Annotated in this window: 14 protein-coding genes; all 14 read right to left on the bottom strand. The window is 62.2% G+C overall.

Going from position 1 to position 15,445, the window contains the following annotated elements; all coding sequences use genetic code 11:
- Positions 1-8 precede the first annotated feature (8 nt).
- A complete protein-coding gene (locus LXM55_RS18180; RefSeq protein ID WP_233321623.1) occupies positions 9-893 on the bottom strand; it encodes a glycosyltransferase in 885 nt (294 codons plus the stop codon).
- The gene (locus tag LXM55_RS18185) at positions 890-2,044 is read right to left on the bottom strand and encodes a glycosyltransferase (protein ID WP_233321624.1); all 1,155 of its coding nucleotides are present in this window, start codon (positions 2,042-2,044) and stop codon (positions 890-892) included. Before LXM55_RS18185 ends, LXM55_RS18180 begins: the two co-directional genes overlap by 4 nt.
- Positions 2,041-2,925 (bottom strand): DUF6625 family protein, encoded by an 885-nt coding sequence (locus LXM55_RS18190; RefSeq protein WP_233321625.1) that lies wholly within the window; start codon positions 2,923-2,925, stop codon positions 2,041-2,043. Before LXM55_RS18190 ends, LXM55_RS18185 begins: the two co-directional genes overlap by 4 nt.
- A gap of 54 nt (positions 2,926-2,979) precedes the next feature.
- The gene (locus tag LXM55_RS18195; RefSeq protein WP_233321627.1) at positions 2,980-4,392 is read right to left on the bottom strand and encodes a PIG-L deacetylase family protein; all 1,413 of its coding nucleotides are present in this window, start codon (positions 4,390-4,392) and stop codon (positions 2,980-2,982) included.
- A gap of 8 nt (positions 4,393-4,400) precedes the next feature.
- Positions 4,401-5,297 carry an antimicrobial resistance protein Mig-14 gene (locus LXM55_RS18200; RefSeq protein WP_233321629.1) on the bottom strand — a complete coding sequence of 299 codons (897 nt, stop codon included), beginning with the start codon at positions 5,295-5,297 and terminating at the stop codon, positions 4,401-4,403.
- Positions 5,297-6,427: a glycosyltransferase gene (locus tag LXM55_RS18205; protein WP_233321630.1), complete on the bottom strand. Its 1,131-nt coding sequence runs from the start codon at positions 6,425-6,427 to the stop codon at positions 5,297-5,299. The genes LXM55_RS18200 and LXM55_RS18205 overlap by 1 nt, the downstream gene beginning before the upstream one ends.
- Positions 6,411-8,168, bottom strand: a complete 1,758-nt coding sequence (locus LXM55_RS18210; RefSeq protein WP_233321631.1) for a carbamoyltransferase family protein — start codon at positions 8,166-8,168, stop codon at positions 6,411-6,413. The genes LXM55_RS18205 and LXM55_RS18210 overlap by 17 nt, the downstream gene beginning before the upstream one ends.
- A gap of 201 nt (positions 8,169-8,369) precedes the next feature.
- A complete protein-coding gene (locus tag LXM55_RS18215) occupies positions 8,370-9,824 on the bottom strand; it encodes a lipopolysaccharide kinase InaA family protein (RefSeq protein WP_233321632.1) in 1,455 nt (484 codons plus the stop codon).
- A complete protein-coding gene (locus LXM55_RS18220) occupies positions 9,824-10,576 on the bottom strand; it encodes a lipopolysaccharide kinase InaA family protein (RefSeq protein ID WP_233321633.1) in 753 nt (250 codons plus the stop codon). Before LXM55_RS18220 ends, LXM55_RS18215 begins: the two co-directional genes overlap by 1 nt.
- Positions 10,573-11,307: a lipopolysaccharide kinase InaA family protein gene (locus LXM55_RS18225; protein ID WP_233321635.1), complete on the bottom strand. Its 735-nt coding sequence runs from the start codon at positions 11,305-11,307 to the stop codon at positions 10,573-10,575. Before LXM55_RS18225 ends, LXM55_RS18220 begins: the two co-directional genes overlap by 4 nt.
- Entirely contained in the window at positions 11,307-12,113 is an 807-nt protein-coding gene (gene rfaP / locus LXM55_RS18230) for a lipopolysaccharide core heptose(I) kinase RfaP (RefSeq protein ID WP_233321637.1), read from the bottom strand. The genes LXM55_RS18225 and rfaP overlap by 1 nt, the downstream gene beginning before the upstream one ends.
- A complete protein-coding gene (locus LXM55_RS18235) occupies positions 12,110-13,234 on the bottom strand; it encodes a glycosyltransferase family 4 protein (RefSeq protein WP_233321638.1) in 1,125 nt (374 codons plus the stop codon). The genes rfaP and LXM55_RS18235 overlap by 4 nt, the downstream gene beginning before the upstream one ends.
- On the bottom strand, positions 13,234-14,295 hold the full coding sequence (waaC, locus tag LXM55_RS18240; RefSeq protein ID WP_233321639.1) for a lipopolysaccharide heptosyltransferase I: 1,062 nt from the start codon (positions 14,293-14,295) through the stop codon (positions 13,234-13,236). Before waaC ends, LXM55_RS18235 begins: the two co-directional genes overlap by 1 nt.
- A gap of 1 nt (position 14,296) precedes the next feature.
- Positions 14,297-15,331, bottom strand: a complete 1,035-nt coding sequence (gene waaF, locus LXM55_RS18245) for a lipopolysaccharide heptosyltransferase II (RefSeq protein ID WP_233321640.1) — start codon at positions 15,329-15,331, stop codon at positions 14,297-14,299.
- Positions 15,332-15,445 lie beyond the last annotated feature (114 nt).

Genomic DNA, 15,445 nt, shown 5'->3' on the forward strand with positions numbered 1-15,445 from the left:
ACGTCTCTTCAGTCTTTTTCCAGTGGAGAAAAGCACAGGCGCGCTAAACCACGCCAGGTTTTCTTGTTCCAGGCCTTGAACGGAATCTGCGCCAGCAACTCACGAGCCAGCTTCCGGTCACGATTGGAGACCTTCAGGAACATCGAGCTGAGGAACTTGTAGCGCACCTCGTCATACAGCGGGTGATCACTGAACAACGCGTAGGAACGCAGGATGTTGTCGATCATGAACCGGTGGTTCTTGTAGGAGTTGGTAGCGTGCTTGCGATAGCGAGCCATCAACACATTCAGGCCGTCGATGAAGTAGCCAGCCCGGGTAATCTTCAACTCGATCAGCAGGTCTTCAAGACGGATATTCGGATCGAAACCACCGACCTTTTCCAGGGCCTCACGGCGAATCATCAGGGTGGGAGCCGGAGGGTAAGGCTTACGCTCGAGGAACATATCGTCGAAATCAAGACGTCGAAACGGCACGTCACGGCGCTGGCGCTTCTCGGGAAACAGGTTGCCATCGCTGTCGATCAGCTCGATATTGCCTGCACAGATCCCCACCTCAGGTTTACCGTCCATGTAGGCCACCTGAGTCGCAATGCGTTCGGGCAGCATGATGTCATCGGAACCAAAGGGCACGATCAGGCTGCCGCTGGAGCGCGCGATGGCGCCATTGAGGGTGTTGGTCAGTCCCTGATTCTGCTGGACCCGAAAATCAAAGCCGTGCTGCTCCTGCAAGCGCCGGATCCGCTCGACACTGTCATCGCTGGAGCCGTCATCCACCACCAGCAACTCGATGTTCGGGTAGGTCTGATTGAGCACACTGAGAATGCTCTGCTCAATGTAGGGCGCATGGTTGTAGGAGGCGATGATCACCGTCACCACCGGTTGCTGGTCTGTCATTGCTGCCTCTTGCCCGCTTGACTCAATCCCGAGTCGATCAGTTGCCGGTACTCCTCACGGAACACCTCGATATCGTGTTCTTTCTGCAGATAGCCATAGGCTTGCTGCCCCTTGGCAGCCAACGCCTCATCGGAAAGCCCGAGATAGGCGTCCAACGCAGCTACCAGCGACGGCACGCTGGCCGTCTCCACTGCCAAACCACCCGCCCCCTCGATCAAAGGCAACATGGCCGGCACGTTGGAGGCGATCACCGGCAACTGCCCGCTCATGCCCTCAAGCAAGGCCAGGCCCAAGCCTTCAGCCAGCGACGGCATGGTCCAGATATCGAAGGCACGCACGTATTGCAGGGCATTTTCCTTGAAACCCAACAGGTGAGCTCGCCCCTGCAACCCCAGGCGCTGGATTTCGGCGCGCAGGTTGGCTTCTTCACGACCTGCACCAATGATCGCCAGTTGGGTCTGCGGGTATTTGTCCTTGAGTTGAGCAAAGGCCTGCAACAGATAGGTGTGCCCTTTGACTGGCACCAGGCGCCCCAGGGCACCGATCATCCGTACATCAGGGGCTAACCCCAGCAACTCCCGGGAACGCTCACGAGAAAGCTGCAACGCCTCGGCCTGTTCGATATCGATAGCGTTGGTAATTGCCCACGTGTTCTGGTCGGTGAAGCCGCATTTGCAATCCAGCAGGTACTGCTTAACGGCCGGGGACACCCCGACAAAGCGCCAATGCCGATCAATCAGACGCTGGGTCTGGCGACGACGATAAAGACGGTCATATTCACCGAAACCATGGGAGATGCCGATGCACAGTGGCACCTTCAACCAACGGTTGAGGGTCAGCATCATATTCACCGGTTTGAAGCGGTTGCAGATCACCACATCAAACTTTTCCTTGCGGCAGAACTGATACAGCCGCCACATCGCTCGCAGGCGCATGCCCTTGAGGGCCTTGTCGGAAAATTCGAAATACACCGAATGCGCAGCCCGACTTACCGGATCGTTTGGCCCTGGACGGCCACGCAGGAAAGCTGCGGTGACTTCGTATCGCTCAGCCGGCAAAGCCTTGACGATCTGCTCAGCCAGGTCAGCGAAGTCGTGAGACTTGACGTTGTAGTCCGGTTGCAACTGTAGAACCTTGAAGCGCTGGCTCATAACTCTCCCCGATGAAAACCTGTGGCATCGATGACCCAGGACGATTCGCTGGCCAGCGCCCGGACCACTTGAGCTTCAGGCTCGGGCAAGCGCGACCATTCATTGCGCTTCCAGCAAACAAAGTGGAAATACGGGAAACTGCGGTCGCCGTCGCGGTCATTGGTCAAGCAGCCATTCTTCCAGTACCAGTGCGACGGAAATTCGTGACTTCCGTCGTGCCACTTGATAACGCCTCCCGGTGTGCTGAACGCCTCGGTGAACTCGCTGCGGCGACGCCATGGATTGAACTTGCCCACCAGCTTGAATAACGGTTCCGGGAAATTCTTGCGCCAGAGGAAAATCCGGCTGAAGGCCCCCTCATCCAGTGCATGATGCTCCTGGTCGACAAAGCGCTTGCGCCAATCTTTGATCTGCATGAACAGCTCACGTTTGCGGGCGGTGTTGCGCATCAGGCACAGATGCCCGGCGACCCGACGTTCATGAGTGGAAAACAGGTCATAGCCCGCCAGGCGATCCGCAGTGAAGTAAGCCCGCAGGTCGCCGTAAACCAAGTCAATATCGCCGAAAGCCCAGAAATCGTAGCCCTCCAGCCGGTCGATATGAATATGCCCCAGAGCGGGTTTGATATCACAGAGCTTGTAGGCGGCTTTCGGCGCGAAGTCGATACCCAAACGCCGAGAAACCAGGGCGCAATAATCGCTGAAGCTGATGCTCTCGATGCACACGTTGGACGGCAGATCATCGGGAGCCCCACAGTCACTGAACAACAGCCAATCGATGTCCGGATTACGCCGACAACTTTCGAGGAAGAACGGCATCCAGAACGGCCAGCGACCGAAGTAAGGAATGACGAACAAAATTCGCGGGCGTGGATTGATCACAAAAGACTCGCTGTCAGGTTAGGGGCACAACAGATTCCTGTGTTGATGCCGGTTTTATCGCTGCCGTAACAGCCAGAACAGTTCGTGCCGCCGCACTGCCTTGCGAAAGAACTCATTCTCTCCCAGGGTGGAAGGCACTCTACCGGCCATAAGCCACTGTATCGACCTGCGCAGACGCCGCTTGAACGGCATTTTCGGTTGCAAGTCATGCATCATGCCCAGTGCCATGGCCTTGTCATACTGCTGCACCCGGGACAACGCAAGGCACCAGGGTCTTAGTTGCGCTGTAGAATCGAACACCGGCGGCAACGCAACGCCCGCACCCGAATCCCCCATTGGCCAACGGTCGTTGTCGTGCAGGTGATTGGCGTAGCCGAGCACAGTGCTCGGTTGCCAGGCCAATCCCTCCAAAGCCTGCATGACAGCCTCCCGAGCGCAGATGTGGTCGGGATGAGGGTCCAGGGTCGGGTGTGGCAGCACTATTACTTCGGGGCGCGCCTTGAGCAGCAGCTCACGCAAGTCGGCCAGCAGGTTATTCCAGGTTGGCAAACCATCCTGGTCGGCGGGCAACGGGAATGGATTGAACTGGCGGAACAAGCGGATATCACTCAGTTGCGCCTCGCGAGAGGCCAACGGCTGTTCCGGAGCGGCTTGCATGGCCGGCAGTTGCAGGCAGAAGTAGCCCAGTTGCACGCAATGGGCCTCAGGCACCCCGGCCCAGCGCGGAACGCTGATACTGTCCCAGGCGCGCAGGCGCCCTTTGATCCGCGCCGCTTCTGCCGGGTCCATGCCCATGGCCTGGTAGTGCTCAGCCTCGATCTCTCCGGCGGTCAAGGTCACGATCCAGGCCTCATCAGCCTGGCTGTAGAGGCCGAAGGCTGCCAATTCGGCATCGTCGGCATGGGGAGCGATCACCATCACCCGCTGGCGCCGATAATCAGGGTCGCGCCAGAGCATCAGTTGCGGCTGGATGCTGATCCGGCAGAAACGCCCGCGCAGCTGCAGTTCGCCACTGGCCAGGGGAGCGGCCAAGCCGCTGAGATTCAGATAGCGCAGGCCATTGGCGCCGCGCTCGAATGCTTGGCGATCGGCAAGCGGGCCGCCCGTTACCTCAACCGCCGGGTCGAGAAAACGCCCCAGCCACGAGCTCTTGACCTGTACGCCCAGCACCAGGGTTTCATCCCCAGCCAACTCCAGCGGCGCCTCCAGCAGCAGACGCCCCGCCTCAAGACGTACAGCGACCTGTTGCGCATCGCCGCCGAAGTCGTAGCGGTAATCATCCTTGGGCGAGTAGAACAGGTGATCGGCAAACCAGGCCTCATGGGCCAGCCAGGCACATACCGCCAGCAACACCGGCAGCCACCAGGCCACCAGGATGCCGAGCACCACCAGCAACACCAGCCCCACCAGCAGAGCGGTTCGTTTGTTGCGCCGGTGGCGCTTGAGCAGTTGCTGCTTGCGACTCATGAGCTGACTCACACCTGGAAGACCGGCACAGGATTACACCAACGATCCTTGTATTCACGGTCGGCACGGCCGAAGGAAAAACGCAGCGGCTTGTTCAAGGCCCGGGCCTGCTCCCAGGCGCTCTGGGTATTGAGGAAACTCAGCACACTGCCGGGGCTGAACTCCCGGGTCTCGGGATCGACACCGCCATTCACGTACTCGACGCTGATCCACTCCGGCGCTTCGACCCGGTAGATCAACTGCACGGCAATGGGCGCATCGTTGAGGAAGATCACGGACCCGATCAGCAGCTCGCGCAGGCGCTCCAGCACCTCGGCCATGCGCTCGGCACCGGTCGCGGCGAAGCCCCAGCGGCGCTGGAACAGGTCGCAATAGATGGCTGCCAGCTCAGGACTGCTGAAATCACCGACTGGCCGTACAACCCCACCCGCTTCTTCCAGCAGACGCAGTTCACGACGCTGGTTGTAGCGAAACTTCTTCGACAACTCCTCGGGGGTACGGGCCATGGCCAACTGCTCGGCCTGGGGCTTGAGGGCCGTGAAGCGTCCCTCGTTCAACGCGGAGAGGTAACGCCCACGATGACGCAGCGCGGCCTGGGCATCGGCGGCGGCAGGCAGGATCAGTTCGGCATTGCCAATATCGAACAGTCCCTTCTTGCCAGCACGCTTGAGCACGTCCTTGGACAGTGCCAGATCGCGCCCCCAGGTGGCGATGGCCGCTTGCAAGTGACCGTCACGCTCCCAGGCCAGGTAGCGCACCGGAATCTGTGCCAGGTCCGCCAGTTGCTCCACCACCAGAGGGTGAGTGGCCACACTGCCACCGAACCGCTGCCAGGCATCGGCATAGGTCGACGCGTCAATGACTGACCAGCCGCGTTCGCGCCAGCCTTGAAATCGATTGAGCATCAGCCCCTCGCGGTCAGATCGGTGACTTGTGGCAAATGCCAGAATACGTCGCGAACGGCGCGATCGGAGAAGCGCTCGCGCAGGCGATCAAGCATCAGCTCGGCACAGACTCGGCGCTGATGCTCATCCATCGCGGCCAGATGCTGCAGCCCTTCGGCCATATGCTCGGCATCCCCCAGCGGAAACAGAATACCCACGCCCTCGACCACTTCCTTCGCGCCACCACAAGCGGTGGCGAGCAAGGGCACGCCGGCCGCCATGGCTTCCAGCAGGACCATACCGAAGGGCTCATGATCGGAACTCAGGGCGAACACGTCGAAGGCACGGAAATAACGTCGGGCCTGGGGCACTTGCCCGAGGAACAGCACGCGATCAGCAACCCCCTGCTCCCGGGCCAGGGACTTCAGGTCTTGCTCCAGGCGGCCGGTGCCAAGAATCGCCAACTGGCTGTGTGGCGGCAGTTGCGGCACGGCGGCGGCAAAGCCTTTCAGCAACGTAGCCTGGTCCTTGTCCGGATGCAGGCGCCCGACGTTGCCAACGATCCAGGCATCGGCGGACAGGCCCAGCTCGCTGCGCGCCTGGGCAGCGCTCAGTTGCTCGGCCTGCAGCGCCTCAAGGTCGATACGGTTGTACAGGGTCTGAATACGCTGCGCCGGCCATTTCGGCAGGCAGGCGCGCATATCGTCACGCACCGCATCCGACACCCCGAGCAAGCTCAAGCGCTTGCGAAACAGTTGGGCAAAGAGCTTGCGGCTGCCGCGCTTGTAATCGGAAAACGCATGATGGACACCGATCACCGGCAAGCCGGTCGCCAACAGGGCGATGTAGATCGGCTTGAAACGGTGGGCGATGCAGAAGCTGAAATTGCGAGACGCGGCGGTCTTGCGCAAGTCGCGGATGGCGCCCAGCTTCAGGCCACGGATGGCCTTGGAGCTGTACTCCATGAACAGCACTTCATCGGACGCGCAGCCCGCGGCGACATCGGCATCGGCGGCCCCGGTGAGGAACACCGTGGTCACTCGATAGCCGCTGCCCGCGAACAGATTGGCGTATTGCCGGGCACAGTCCAGGAACGGCCCGTCATAGCCGTGGCAGAACTGCAGCACATGGCGTTCAGCCGAGAGTGTCATAAGGGTCCACGCCGTCTTTGACCACCAGAATATCTTCCATGATCAGGTACTGCAGGTCAGACCCGTAGAACATATTCAGGGCGTCGGTAGGCGAGCAGATCATCGGTTCGCCACGGCGGTTCAACGAGGTGTTCAGCGACACACCGTTGCCGGTCAGCACTTCCAGGGCCTTCATCATGTCGTAGTAGCGCGGGTTGTATTCGCGCTTGAGCACCTGGGCCCGGGACGTACCGTCCTCGTGGACCACTTCCGGTACGCGGGTCTTCCACTCTTCAGCCACTTCGAAGGTGAAGGTCATGAACGGCGCCGGGTGGTCGACCTTGATCATCTGCGGGCCAACGGTGTCGAGCATCGACGGGCAGAAAGGCCTCCAGCGCTCGCGGAACTTGATCTGTTCGTTGATACGGTCGGCCACGCCTGCGGCGCTCGGGCAACCGATGATCGAACGACCGCCCAGGGCCCGTGGACCGAACTCCATGCGGCCCTGGAACCAGGCCACCGGGTTGCCGTCCACCATGATCTTGGCGATACGCTCCGGGGTGTTGTCGATCTGTCGCCAGGCCGGTTTGTTCGGGTGGCGGGCACAGGCGGCGATCACGTCTTCGTTGCTGTAGGACGGGCCGAGGTAGACGTGTTCCATCTTCTCTACCGGCACCCCACGGGCGTGGGAAACGTAGGCCGCAGCACCGACGGCGGTACCGGCGTCGCCGGAGGCAGGCTGCACGAACAGCTCCTTGACCTCGGGACGGGCAATGATCTTCTGGTTCAGCTTGACGTTCAGCGCGCAGCCGCCAGCGAAGGCCAGCTTGCCGGTTTCCTTGAGGATGTCGCCCAGGTAGTGGTCGATCATCTGCAGGGCCAGCTTCTCGAACAGCGCCTGCATGCTCGCCGCGTAGTGGATGTACGGCTCGTCGGCGATGTCGCCTTCGCGCTTGGGACCCAGCCACTCGATGAGTTTTGGCGAGAAGTAGAAACCCTTGCCTTTCTCTTTGTAGCGGCGCAGGCCGATGACGTTGGCGTAGTCGGTGTTGATCAACAGCTCGCCGTTTTCAAAGCTGGCCAGGCGCGAGAAGTCGTACTTGCTGGCATCGCCATAAGGCGCCATGCCCATGACCTTGAACTCGCCGTCGAGCATTTCGAAGCCGAGGAACTCGGTGATCGCGCCATAGAGGCCGCCCAGGGAGTCCGGATCGAAGAATTCCTTGATCTTGTGGATCTTGCCGTTTTCGCCGTAGCCGAAAAAGGTGGTGGCGTACTCGCCCTTGCCGTCGATCCCCAGGATCGCGGTCTTCTCCTTGAAGCCCGAGCAGTGATAGGCACTGGAGGCGTGGGCCAGGTGGTGCTCCACCGGCTCGATCTTGACCTTTTTCGGGTCAAAGCCCAGTTGCTCCAGGCACCAGACGATCTTCTTGCGGTAGCGCTTGTAGCGACGGTTGCCCATCAGGATCGCGTCCAGGGCGCGGTCCGGTGCGTACCAGTAACGCTTGGCGTAGTGCCAGCGAGCCTTGCCGAACAAGCTGATCGGGGCAAATGGAATCGCGACTACGTCAACGTCGGAAGGCTTGATCCCGGCCTGTTCCAGGCAGAATTTCGCCGACTCGTAGGGCATGCGGTTCTTTGCATGTTTGTCGCGCACGAAACGCTCTTCTTCAGCGGCGGCAATCAGCTTGCCATCGATGTACAGGGCCGCTGAAGGATCATGGCTAAGGGCGCCGGACAGGCCAAGAATCGTCAATGCCACAGGGGTCTAGCCTCGTTTAGTCTGCATGCGGGCGCGATGCGCCTTGAAAATGAAGTGTGCTCGCAATGGGCGAGAAACAACGAAAGGGCGGGATTATAACGTAAAAGCAGGGGCAAGCCTCTAGCGGCAAGCGGCAAGCCAGGGCGCCGCGACCGCCCCACCCCTCAGCCGCCGCCAGCAGCAGCGGCTATAGGTCGCAGGTCAGGCCTCGGCGCTCTGGACGGTCTTGGGCAGCCGCTGATCAATGACTTGATACAAATTGCTGCTTTCAGGCCAGTTGCGCATGAAACGTGCACGATCGCGCGCAAAAGCAGGAGCAAAACTGCTCAGACTGGAGTGCTGACACAGGGAATCCAGATCGATCAGGGCCCAACGATCCTCTTGCCAGAACAGATTGTGCCCCTTGAGGTCGCCATGACTGATGCGCTCCTTGATCAATTCAGCAAACAGCTGGTCCAGCGCCAGCAGTTCCGCCTCCGGTGCTTCGCCACTGTCCACGAACGGCGCAAATCGCTCGATGATGTCTGGCCCGGGCAGGTACTCGGTGACCAGATAGGCGGACCGGCGCAGCCAGAGGAAACGCCGCTCCAACAGCGCCAGTGGCTTGGGCGTGGCGATACCCAGGAACGCCAGGCGATTGCCTTCGCGCCAGGAGTGCCAGGCTCGGCTAGGGCGCCAGAAACGCTTGAGCCAGTGAGCAAAGCCCTTGATGTTGTAACGCTTGATCACCAGCGGTCGGCCGGCCACCTCCACTCGGCCGACGCTGGCCGCGCCACCGGTCTTGTACAGGTGCCCCTGATCGAGCAGGGCATCGGCCTGCTCCAGCACCGGCAGCATCGCCGCCTGCTCTTCGCGGCGGATCGCGCGCAGGGCGAACGGGCCGCGCTGCACGCTAAATAGCGTGCATTCGCGGCCGACCTTGCAGAGAAAGTCCCGCAAGCGCCAGCCACGGACCTTGGCCACCTGCTTCTGCAAGGCCTCCAGCGGCAGGGCATGTTCGCCATTACTCAACAGGTAGTGCACCAGCAACTCTTCGGTGAAGGGCTCCAGGCTCTTGGGCAACTGAGCGAAAAACACCCCAAGGTTCTCCAGGACCTTCTGCCGGGACAAAGGCTTGCCCGCCTCTTCGACGCAGACCCCCGCGCCATCGATCAAATACAGCCGACCGTCATGTTGCAGCAGGTTGTCCAGGTGCAAGTCAGACTGCCACAGCCCCTTGGCGTGCAACTGGCCGAGCGCCCCGAGGGCCTCTGCCAATACCGCGGTCTGCTCATCCGCCAGCACCGGCAGCGCCTCCACTCGTTTCCAGGCGTCGCCCAGGCTCTGCGCACCTTCGAGGAATTCGAACAGCAGCCAGCCGCCCTCGCCGTCCTGCAAACCATCCGCCAGCAGCAACGGCGTCGTCAGCCCCTGCTCCGCCAGCAGGCGCACACCGTGCAATTCCCGCTGAAAATGCCGCGCGGCCTTGGAGCCGACCAACAACTTGGCCAGCACCGGACGCCCGCGCCATACCCCGGCACCGACATAGCGCTGCCCTGGCAAGACCCGCAGCAGGCTCAACAAGTGCAACTGCGCCGGGCCGGCAGCATCCGCCAGTTCCAGACTCAGGGGCAGGGTCGGGCTGCGACCGCTGTTCTTCAGCTCGGACAAGCGCATCAGCGTGCTCCCTTGTGGCTACGGCGAGCATCGAGGCGCGCCATCCAGGCATCCACCAGCGCGCCATCCAGAGGTTGATCGACATAGGCCGCCAGCAGGCCGCGCACGTCATCGGTACTCCACACCGAGGCCCGGCGCAGCAACGGCTCCAGATCCTTGACCCGATCACGCTGGCCAAACAGCAGCGGCCGGGTTTTCTCCAGGTCGATCAATTGCGCCTGATAGCCGTCACCATCGGCCCGCAGGAAAATATGCTTGGGATAGAAGCAGCCATGCACCTGGCGCAAGCCGTGCAGTTGCCGGGCCAGTTGCCCGCACGCCGCAAGCACCGCCTGGCGCTGATCTTCACCCAGCTGGTCCCACTGCAACAACAGCGCATCCAGGTCATCCCAGCCATCCAGGGCGCGGGTCACCAGGATCGCCCGAGACTCGCCATTGACCTTGCGCATCCCGAAGAACACCGCTTGCAGGGCCGGAATGCCCAACTGCTGATAACGGCGAATATTGCGAAATTCACGGGCGAAACTCGGCTCGCCGAACGGCCGGTGCAGCGTCCGGGTCAGGTAGTTGGTCTGGCGCTTGAGGTAGAACCCCCGCCCTTCCACATCCAGGCGAAACACACTGCTGCTGCCGCCACGCCCCGTATTGGGTTCATCCACCGCTTCCAATTGTGTGGCCCACAGCTGGTCGAAAGTGCCAAGGCCGTTGCGCTCCAGCAGCGCACGCTCCTCGGACGCCAGAAAATCAGTCATTCACGCCCCTCGAAAAATCTCACCACGTGGCGAATACGCGCCTTGTCGGAAGCACTCAGCCGGTCCCGCTCGCGGTACTGCAGATAGAAACGCAGGCGCTGAGTGGCCGACAGATGATATTTGGCCACCTTGTCCAGGCAGGCCAGGTCCTTGGTGATCCGGTACTTGAGCCAGAAACCACGCCAGAAATCGCCGTTCGGACAGTCGATCAGGTACAACCGGTCCTGGTCGTCGACCAGCAGGTTGCGCCACTTCAAATCGTTGTGGGTAAAGCGGTGGTCATGCATGACCCGGGTGTAGGCGGCCAGCTGACGACTGATGCCATCCACCCAGCGGCGGTCCTTGAGCCGCGGATCGCTGCGTTCGGCCAGCACCGAGAGGTCCTCGGTCCGTGGCAGCTCGCGGGTGATCATGGCGCCTCGCGAGTAGGCCAGACAACGGCGCTCCAGGCCCCAGGCAACCACATCGGCGGTGGGAATCCCCCACTTGGCGAAGCGCTTGAGGTTCTGCCATTCGAACTTGACCCGGGGCTTGCCCAGGTAACGTCGCAGGTTCTTGCCGGCCCCGGTGTAGCGCTTGACGTAATAGTTGACGCCACCACGCTCGACACGGATGACCTCGGACAACGGGTCGCGAGTCAGGTGCTCGCCCTTTAGGGCAAATACCGCCTCCAGACTGCCGAAATCCTGCGTCAACGCCTGATAGGCCGGGTCCAGGTTCCAGCTCGCCATCAGAGTGCGTCTCCGTACCGTTGCTTGCGGGCGTAGAGCTTGTCCGCCTTGCCTTCGAGCCAGGACAGCAGAGCAGCCTCTTCAGCCAGGATCTGCCGCAGTGGCTGCAGGAAGTAGCCCTTGAGAAAACGCAGCTTGTCGCGACGCGTCAGGCCGATGTCCAACGCCGAGAAATACAGCGCCGCCAGGTCCTTGTTGCGCCAGCGCAGGGTGATCTTCGGCCGGGTCTGGGCCCGATGCAGGTCGATCACCGAAAGCTTCAGCCCCTCGGGCGTGATCGGCCGGTCGGTGTGCAGCAGGAAGTGACAGATGTAGCAGTCGCGGTGGTTGACCCCGGCGCGGTGCATCATGCCGGTCATGCGGGCCACTTCGGCGATCAGCGCGCGCTTGAGCGCAGGCGCCGGCGGCTGCTTGACCCAGTCGAGGCTGAAGTCTTCGAGGCTGACGGTTGGCGCCAGCTCTTCGGTGACGATAAATGAATGCTGATCCGCCGGATTGGCGCCGCGCTCGCCATAAGCCACGGCGGTCATGGTGGGTACGCCCACCTGGTGCAGGCGCTCAAGGGCCTGCCACTCCTGGCCGGCGCCGAGCACCGGCAGCTTGGCGGTGATCAGGTTCTTGACGATCTCGCCCCAGCCGATACCACGATGGATCTTCACGAAATAACCGCGGCCGTCGACTTCCGTACGCAAGGTACGGCGCGCTTCCAGCTCGCGGTAGACCTGGCCCTTGAGCTCCTCCACGGCATCGAACGCATCGCGCCCGGCCCAGAGGCTCTTGAAGGGTTCGGCAAGCATCAACTTCATCGGTGTTGCTCCGCCAGAATCACATCCGCAGCGTGCTGCGGCATGCTGTAAAGGTCGGCCGTCTCGGCGAACGCCAGGCCATTTCGGCCCCAGTCCGCGCGTGCAGCGTCGTCGGTCAACATGGTCGTGAGGTATTGATTGAGCTGGGCCTGTTCAAACGGCTCAGCCAGCACCAGGCCACTCTCGGCCTCGGCGATGTAATGGGCATAGCCGCAGACCGCAGTCACCAGCACCGGCAGCCCGGCCACCAGGGCCTCAAGCAGGACGGTACCGGTGTTTTCGTTGTAGGCCGGATGAATCAGCAGGTCGGCGCCCAGCAGGAACCGCGGGATATCGCTGCGGCCCTTCATGAACTGCACCTGGTCGCTCAAGCCCAGCGCCGCACTCTGCACCAGGAATACCTTGGGGTCGTCCTGGCCGATTACAAACAGCCGGGTGCGTTTTTTCAGCGCCGAAGGCAGGGCCGCCAGCGCCTTCAGGCTGCGATCCACGCCCTTGGTCTTGAACCCGGAACCGATCTGCACCAGCAGCAGCTCGTCATCCTTCAAGGCGAACTCGCGACGGAACTCGGCGCGGATCTCGGCGGCGTTGGCCGGTGCCCGGCGGTCCTGGGCAATGCCCGGCGGCAGCAGGTGAAAGCGCTCCAGCGGGGTGTCGTAATGCTTGATGAACAGCGGCTGCTGGACCTCGGAAATCATCAGGATCTCGGTCTTGGCGTCCTTGGCGAACACCGCCCGCTCGTACTCGGCAAAATGCCGGTAGCGGCCCCAGCGCCGGTACAGGGAGTGACGCAGGTTCTGCGCCTTGTCTTCGAAACAGCCGTCGGCGGCGTAATACACGTCCAGCCCCGGCATCTTGTTGAAGCCCACCAGCCGATCCACCGGGCGCTTGGCCAGGTCAGCCTCCATCCAGGCACTGAGCTTTTCATTGCGACGATGGTTGAACAGCGCCTTGACCGGCGCCACCAGCACTTCGAAACCGGGAGGCACGTCGCCCTCCCAGATCAGCGTGTAGACGCGGATCTGATGCCCGCGCCGCTGGCACTCCAGGGCGATGCGCATGAAGTCGCGCTGCAGGCCGCCGAAGGGAAAATACTTATAAAGGACAAAAGCCAATTGCATCAGCGCGGCTCCTCAGCCAGTAACAAGGCGCTCAGTCGGCTGGCGACTCGCTCGGGGTTCAGGCGAGTGAAGCACAGTGGCCACTCGCGCTTGAGGTCATAGCGCTGCTGGTCCACAGCAGAGGGTTGGTAGGTGCATTTCTTCTGCAGGCATGGCGCGCAGGGAAAGTTGCTGCCCAGGTGGATCTGCACCTTGCCATAGGCGCCGGTCAGGCCCGGATTGGTCGGGCCGAACAGCGAGAGGGTCGGTACATCCAGGGCCGCGGCAAGGTGGCCCAACCCGGTGTCCACGGCCACACAGGCCTGGGCATCGGCCAGCACCCTGGCGACCCCGGCCAGGTTCAGCTTGGGCAGCACCGTGGCGTTTTTCAGGCCACTGGCAATACGCTCCGCCCGGGCTTTCTCGGCGGCATTGCCCCAGGGCAGCTTGACCTCGACGCCGAGCATGCCCATGCGCTCGGTCAGCTCGCGCCAATAGGCTTCGGGCCAGTGCTTGGTGTCCCAGGTGGTGCCGTGCAGGAACAGCACGAAAGGATTCTTGCGTGGCAGTTCCACCAGCTTTTCGACATTCAGGCCGTAGTCGCCCAGCCCTTGTGGCAGGTCGTAGCCCAGGGCCACGGCAAACAGCTGGCGAACCCGCTCCACCGCATGCTGCCCACGAGCCACCGCCAGGCGCCGCGAGTAGAAACGCGACGCCAGAGGCTCACGGGCCGAGTGTTTGTCCAGCCCCGCCACCGGGGCGCGCACGTAGCGAGTCAGCCAGGCGCTTTTCAGCAGGCCCTGGGCATCGATCACCAGGTCGTACTTGGTCGAACGCACGCTCTGCTTGAAGCGGCGCCACTCGCCGCTCTTGATGGTCTGCCAGATATTCTTGCGCCAGCGACGGATCGCCACCGGAATCACCTTGCCGACCGCCGGATGCCAGGTGGGAATCTCGGCAAAGCCTTCTTCCACCACCCAGTCGAACTTGATCCCGGGGATCGCGCGCGCGGCATCGGTGAGTGCCGGCAACGCATGAATCACATCCCCCAGGGAAGAGGTCTTGATCAACAGTACCCGCAACTTATTGAACCTCGACCGGGGAGCCCTGCAAGCGCTGCAAGGCTTCATTCACCGGCTGCGGCAACAACTGGCGCAGGCAGTTGTAATGGCCGAAGCGACAAGTGCGGTCGAAACACGGGCTGCATTCGATGCCCAGGCGCACCACTTCAACCTGATCCGCCAGGGGCGGGGTGAAGCCCGGCGAGGTGGAACCGTACACCGCCACCAGCGGGCGATTCAGCGCCGCCGCCACGTGCATCAGCCCGGAGTCGTTGGACACCACCGAGTCGGCGCAGGACAACAGGTCGATGGCCTCGGCCAGGGAGGTTTCGCCGCTGAGATTGGTCGATTCCTCACGCAACCCGGGAATCAGTCGCCCGCGAATCTCTTCACCCACGGCATGATCGTTCTTCGAACCGAACAGCCAGACCTGCCAGCCCTCGCGGATCTTCGCCTCGGCCACCTGGGCGTAATGCTCGGACGGCCAGCGCTTGGCCTCGCCGAACTCCGCCCCTGGGCACAGCGCCAGCACCGGACGATCCAGCACCAGGCCGAACTTGGCCAGGGCCGCCTCACGGCTTTGCGGATCGATCTGCAGGCTCGGGCGCGGATAAGGCTGGGGCAGTTCGGCGCCCGACTCATAGGCCAGGGCCATGAAGCGCTCGATCATCAGCGGATAACGCGCCTTGTCGAGCTTGCGCACGTCGTTGAGCAGGCCGTAGCGGAACTCGCCACGCCAGCCGGTACGCTTGGGAATCCCGGCAAAGAACGGCACCAGCGCCGACTTCAACGAGTTGGGCAGCAGGATCGCCTGATCGTATTGGCCGGCCAGGGACTTGCCAATACGTCGGCGGGTCGCCAGTTCCAGGGCGCCGTGGCCCAGGGGAAAGCTCAAGGCCTGGCGCACCTGGGGCATGCGTTCGAGAATCGGCCGGCTCCACTCGGGGGCCAGCACGTCGATCTCGCATTGTGGATGACGCTGTTTCAGGCACTCGAAGAGTGTCTGCGCCATCACCATGTCACCGACCCAACTGGGCCCAACGATCAGAATATTCATGTGGTTTCCATAAACGAGCCGGGGAGGCATACGCCTCCCCGCCTCGAGAATCCAGCACCGCGGCCTTCACCGCCGGTTCAGTTTGGGCGAGCCCGCAAGGCCCGCCGAATACAT

The organism is Pseudomonas sp. Au-Pse12, from assembly GCF_021341665.1.
GTDB lineage: Bacteria > Pseudomonadota > Gammaproteobacteria > Pseudomonadales > Pseudomonadaceae > Aquipseudomonas.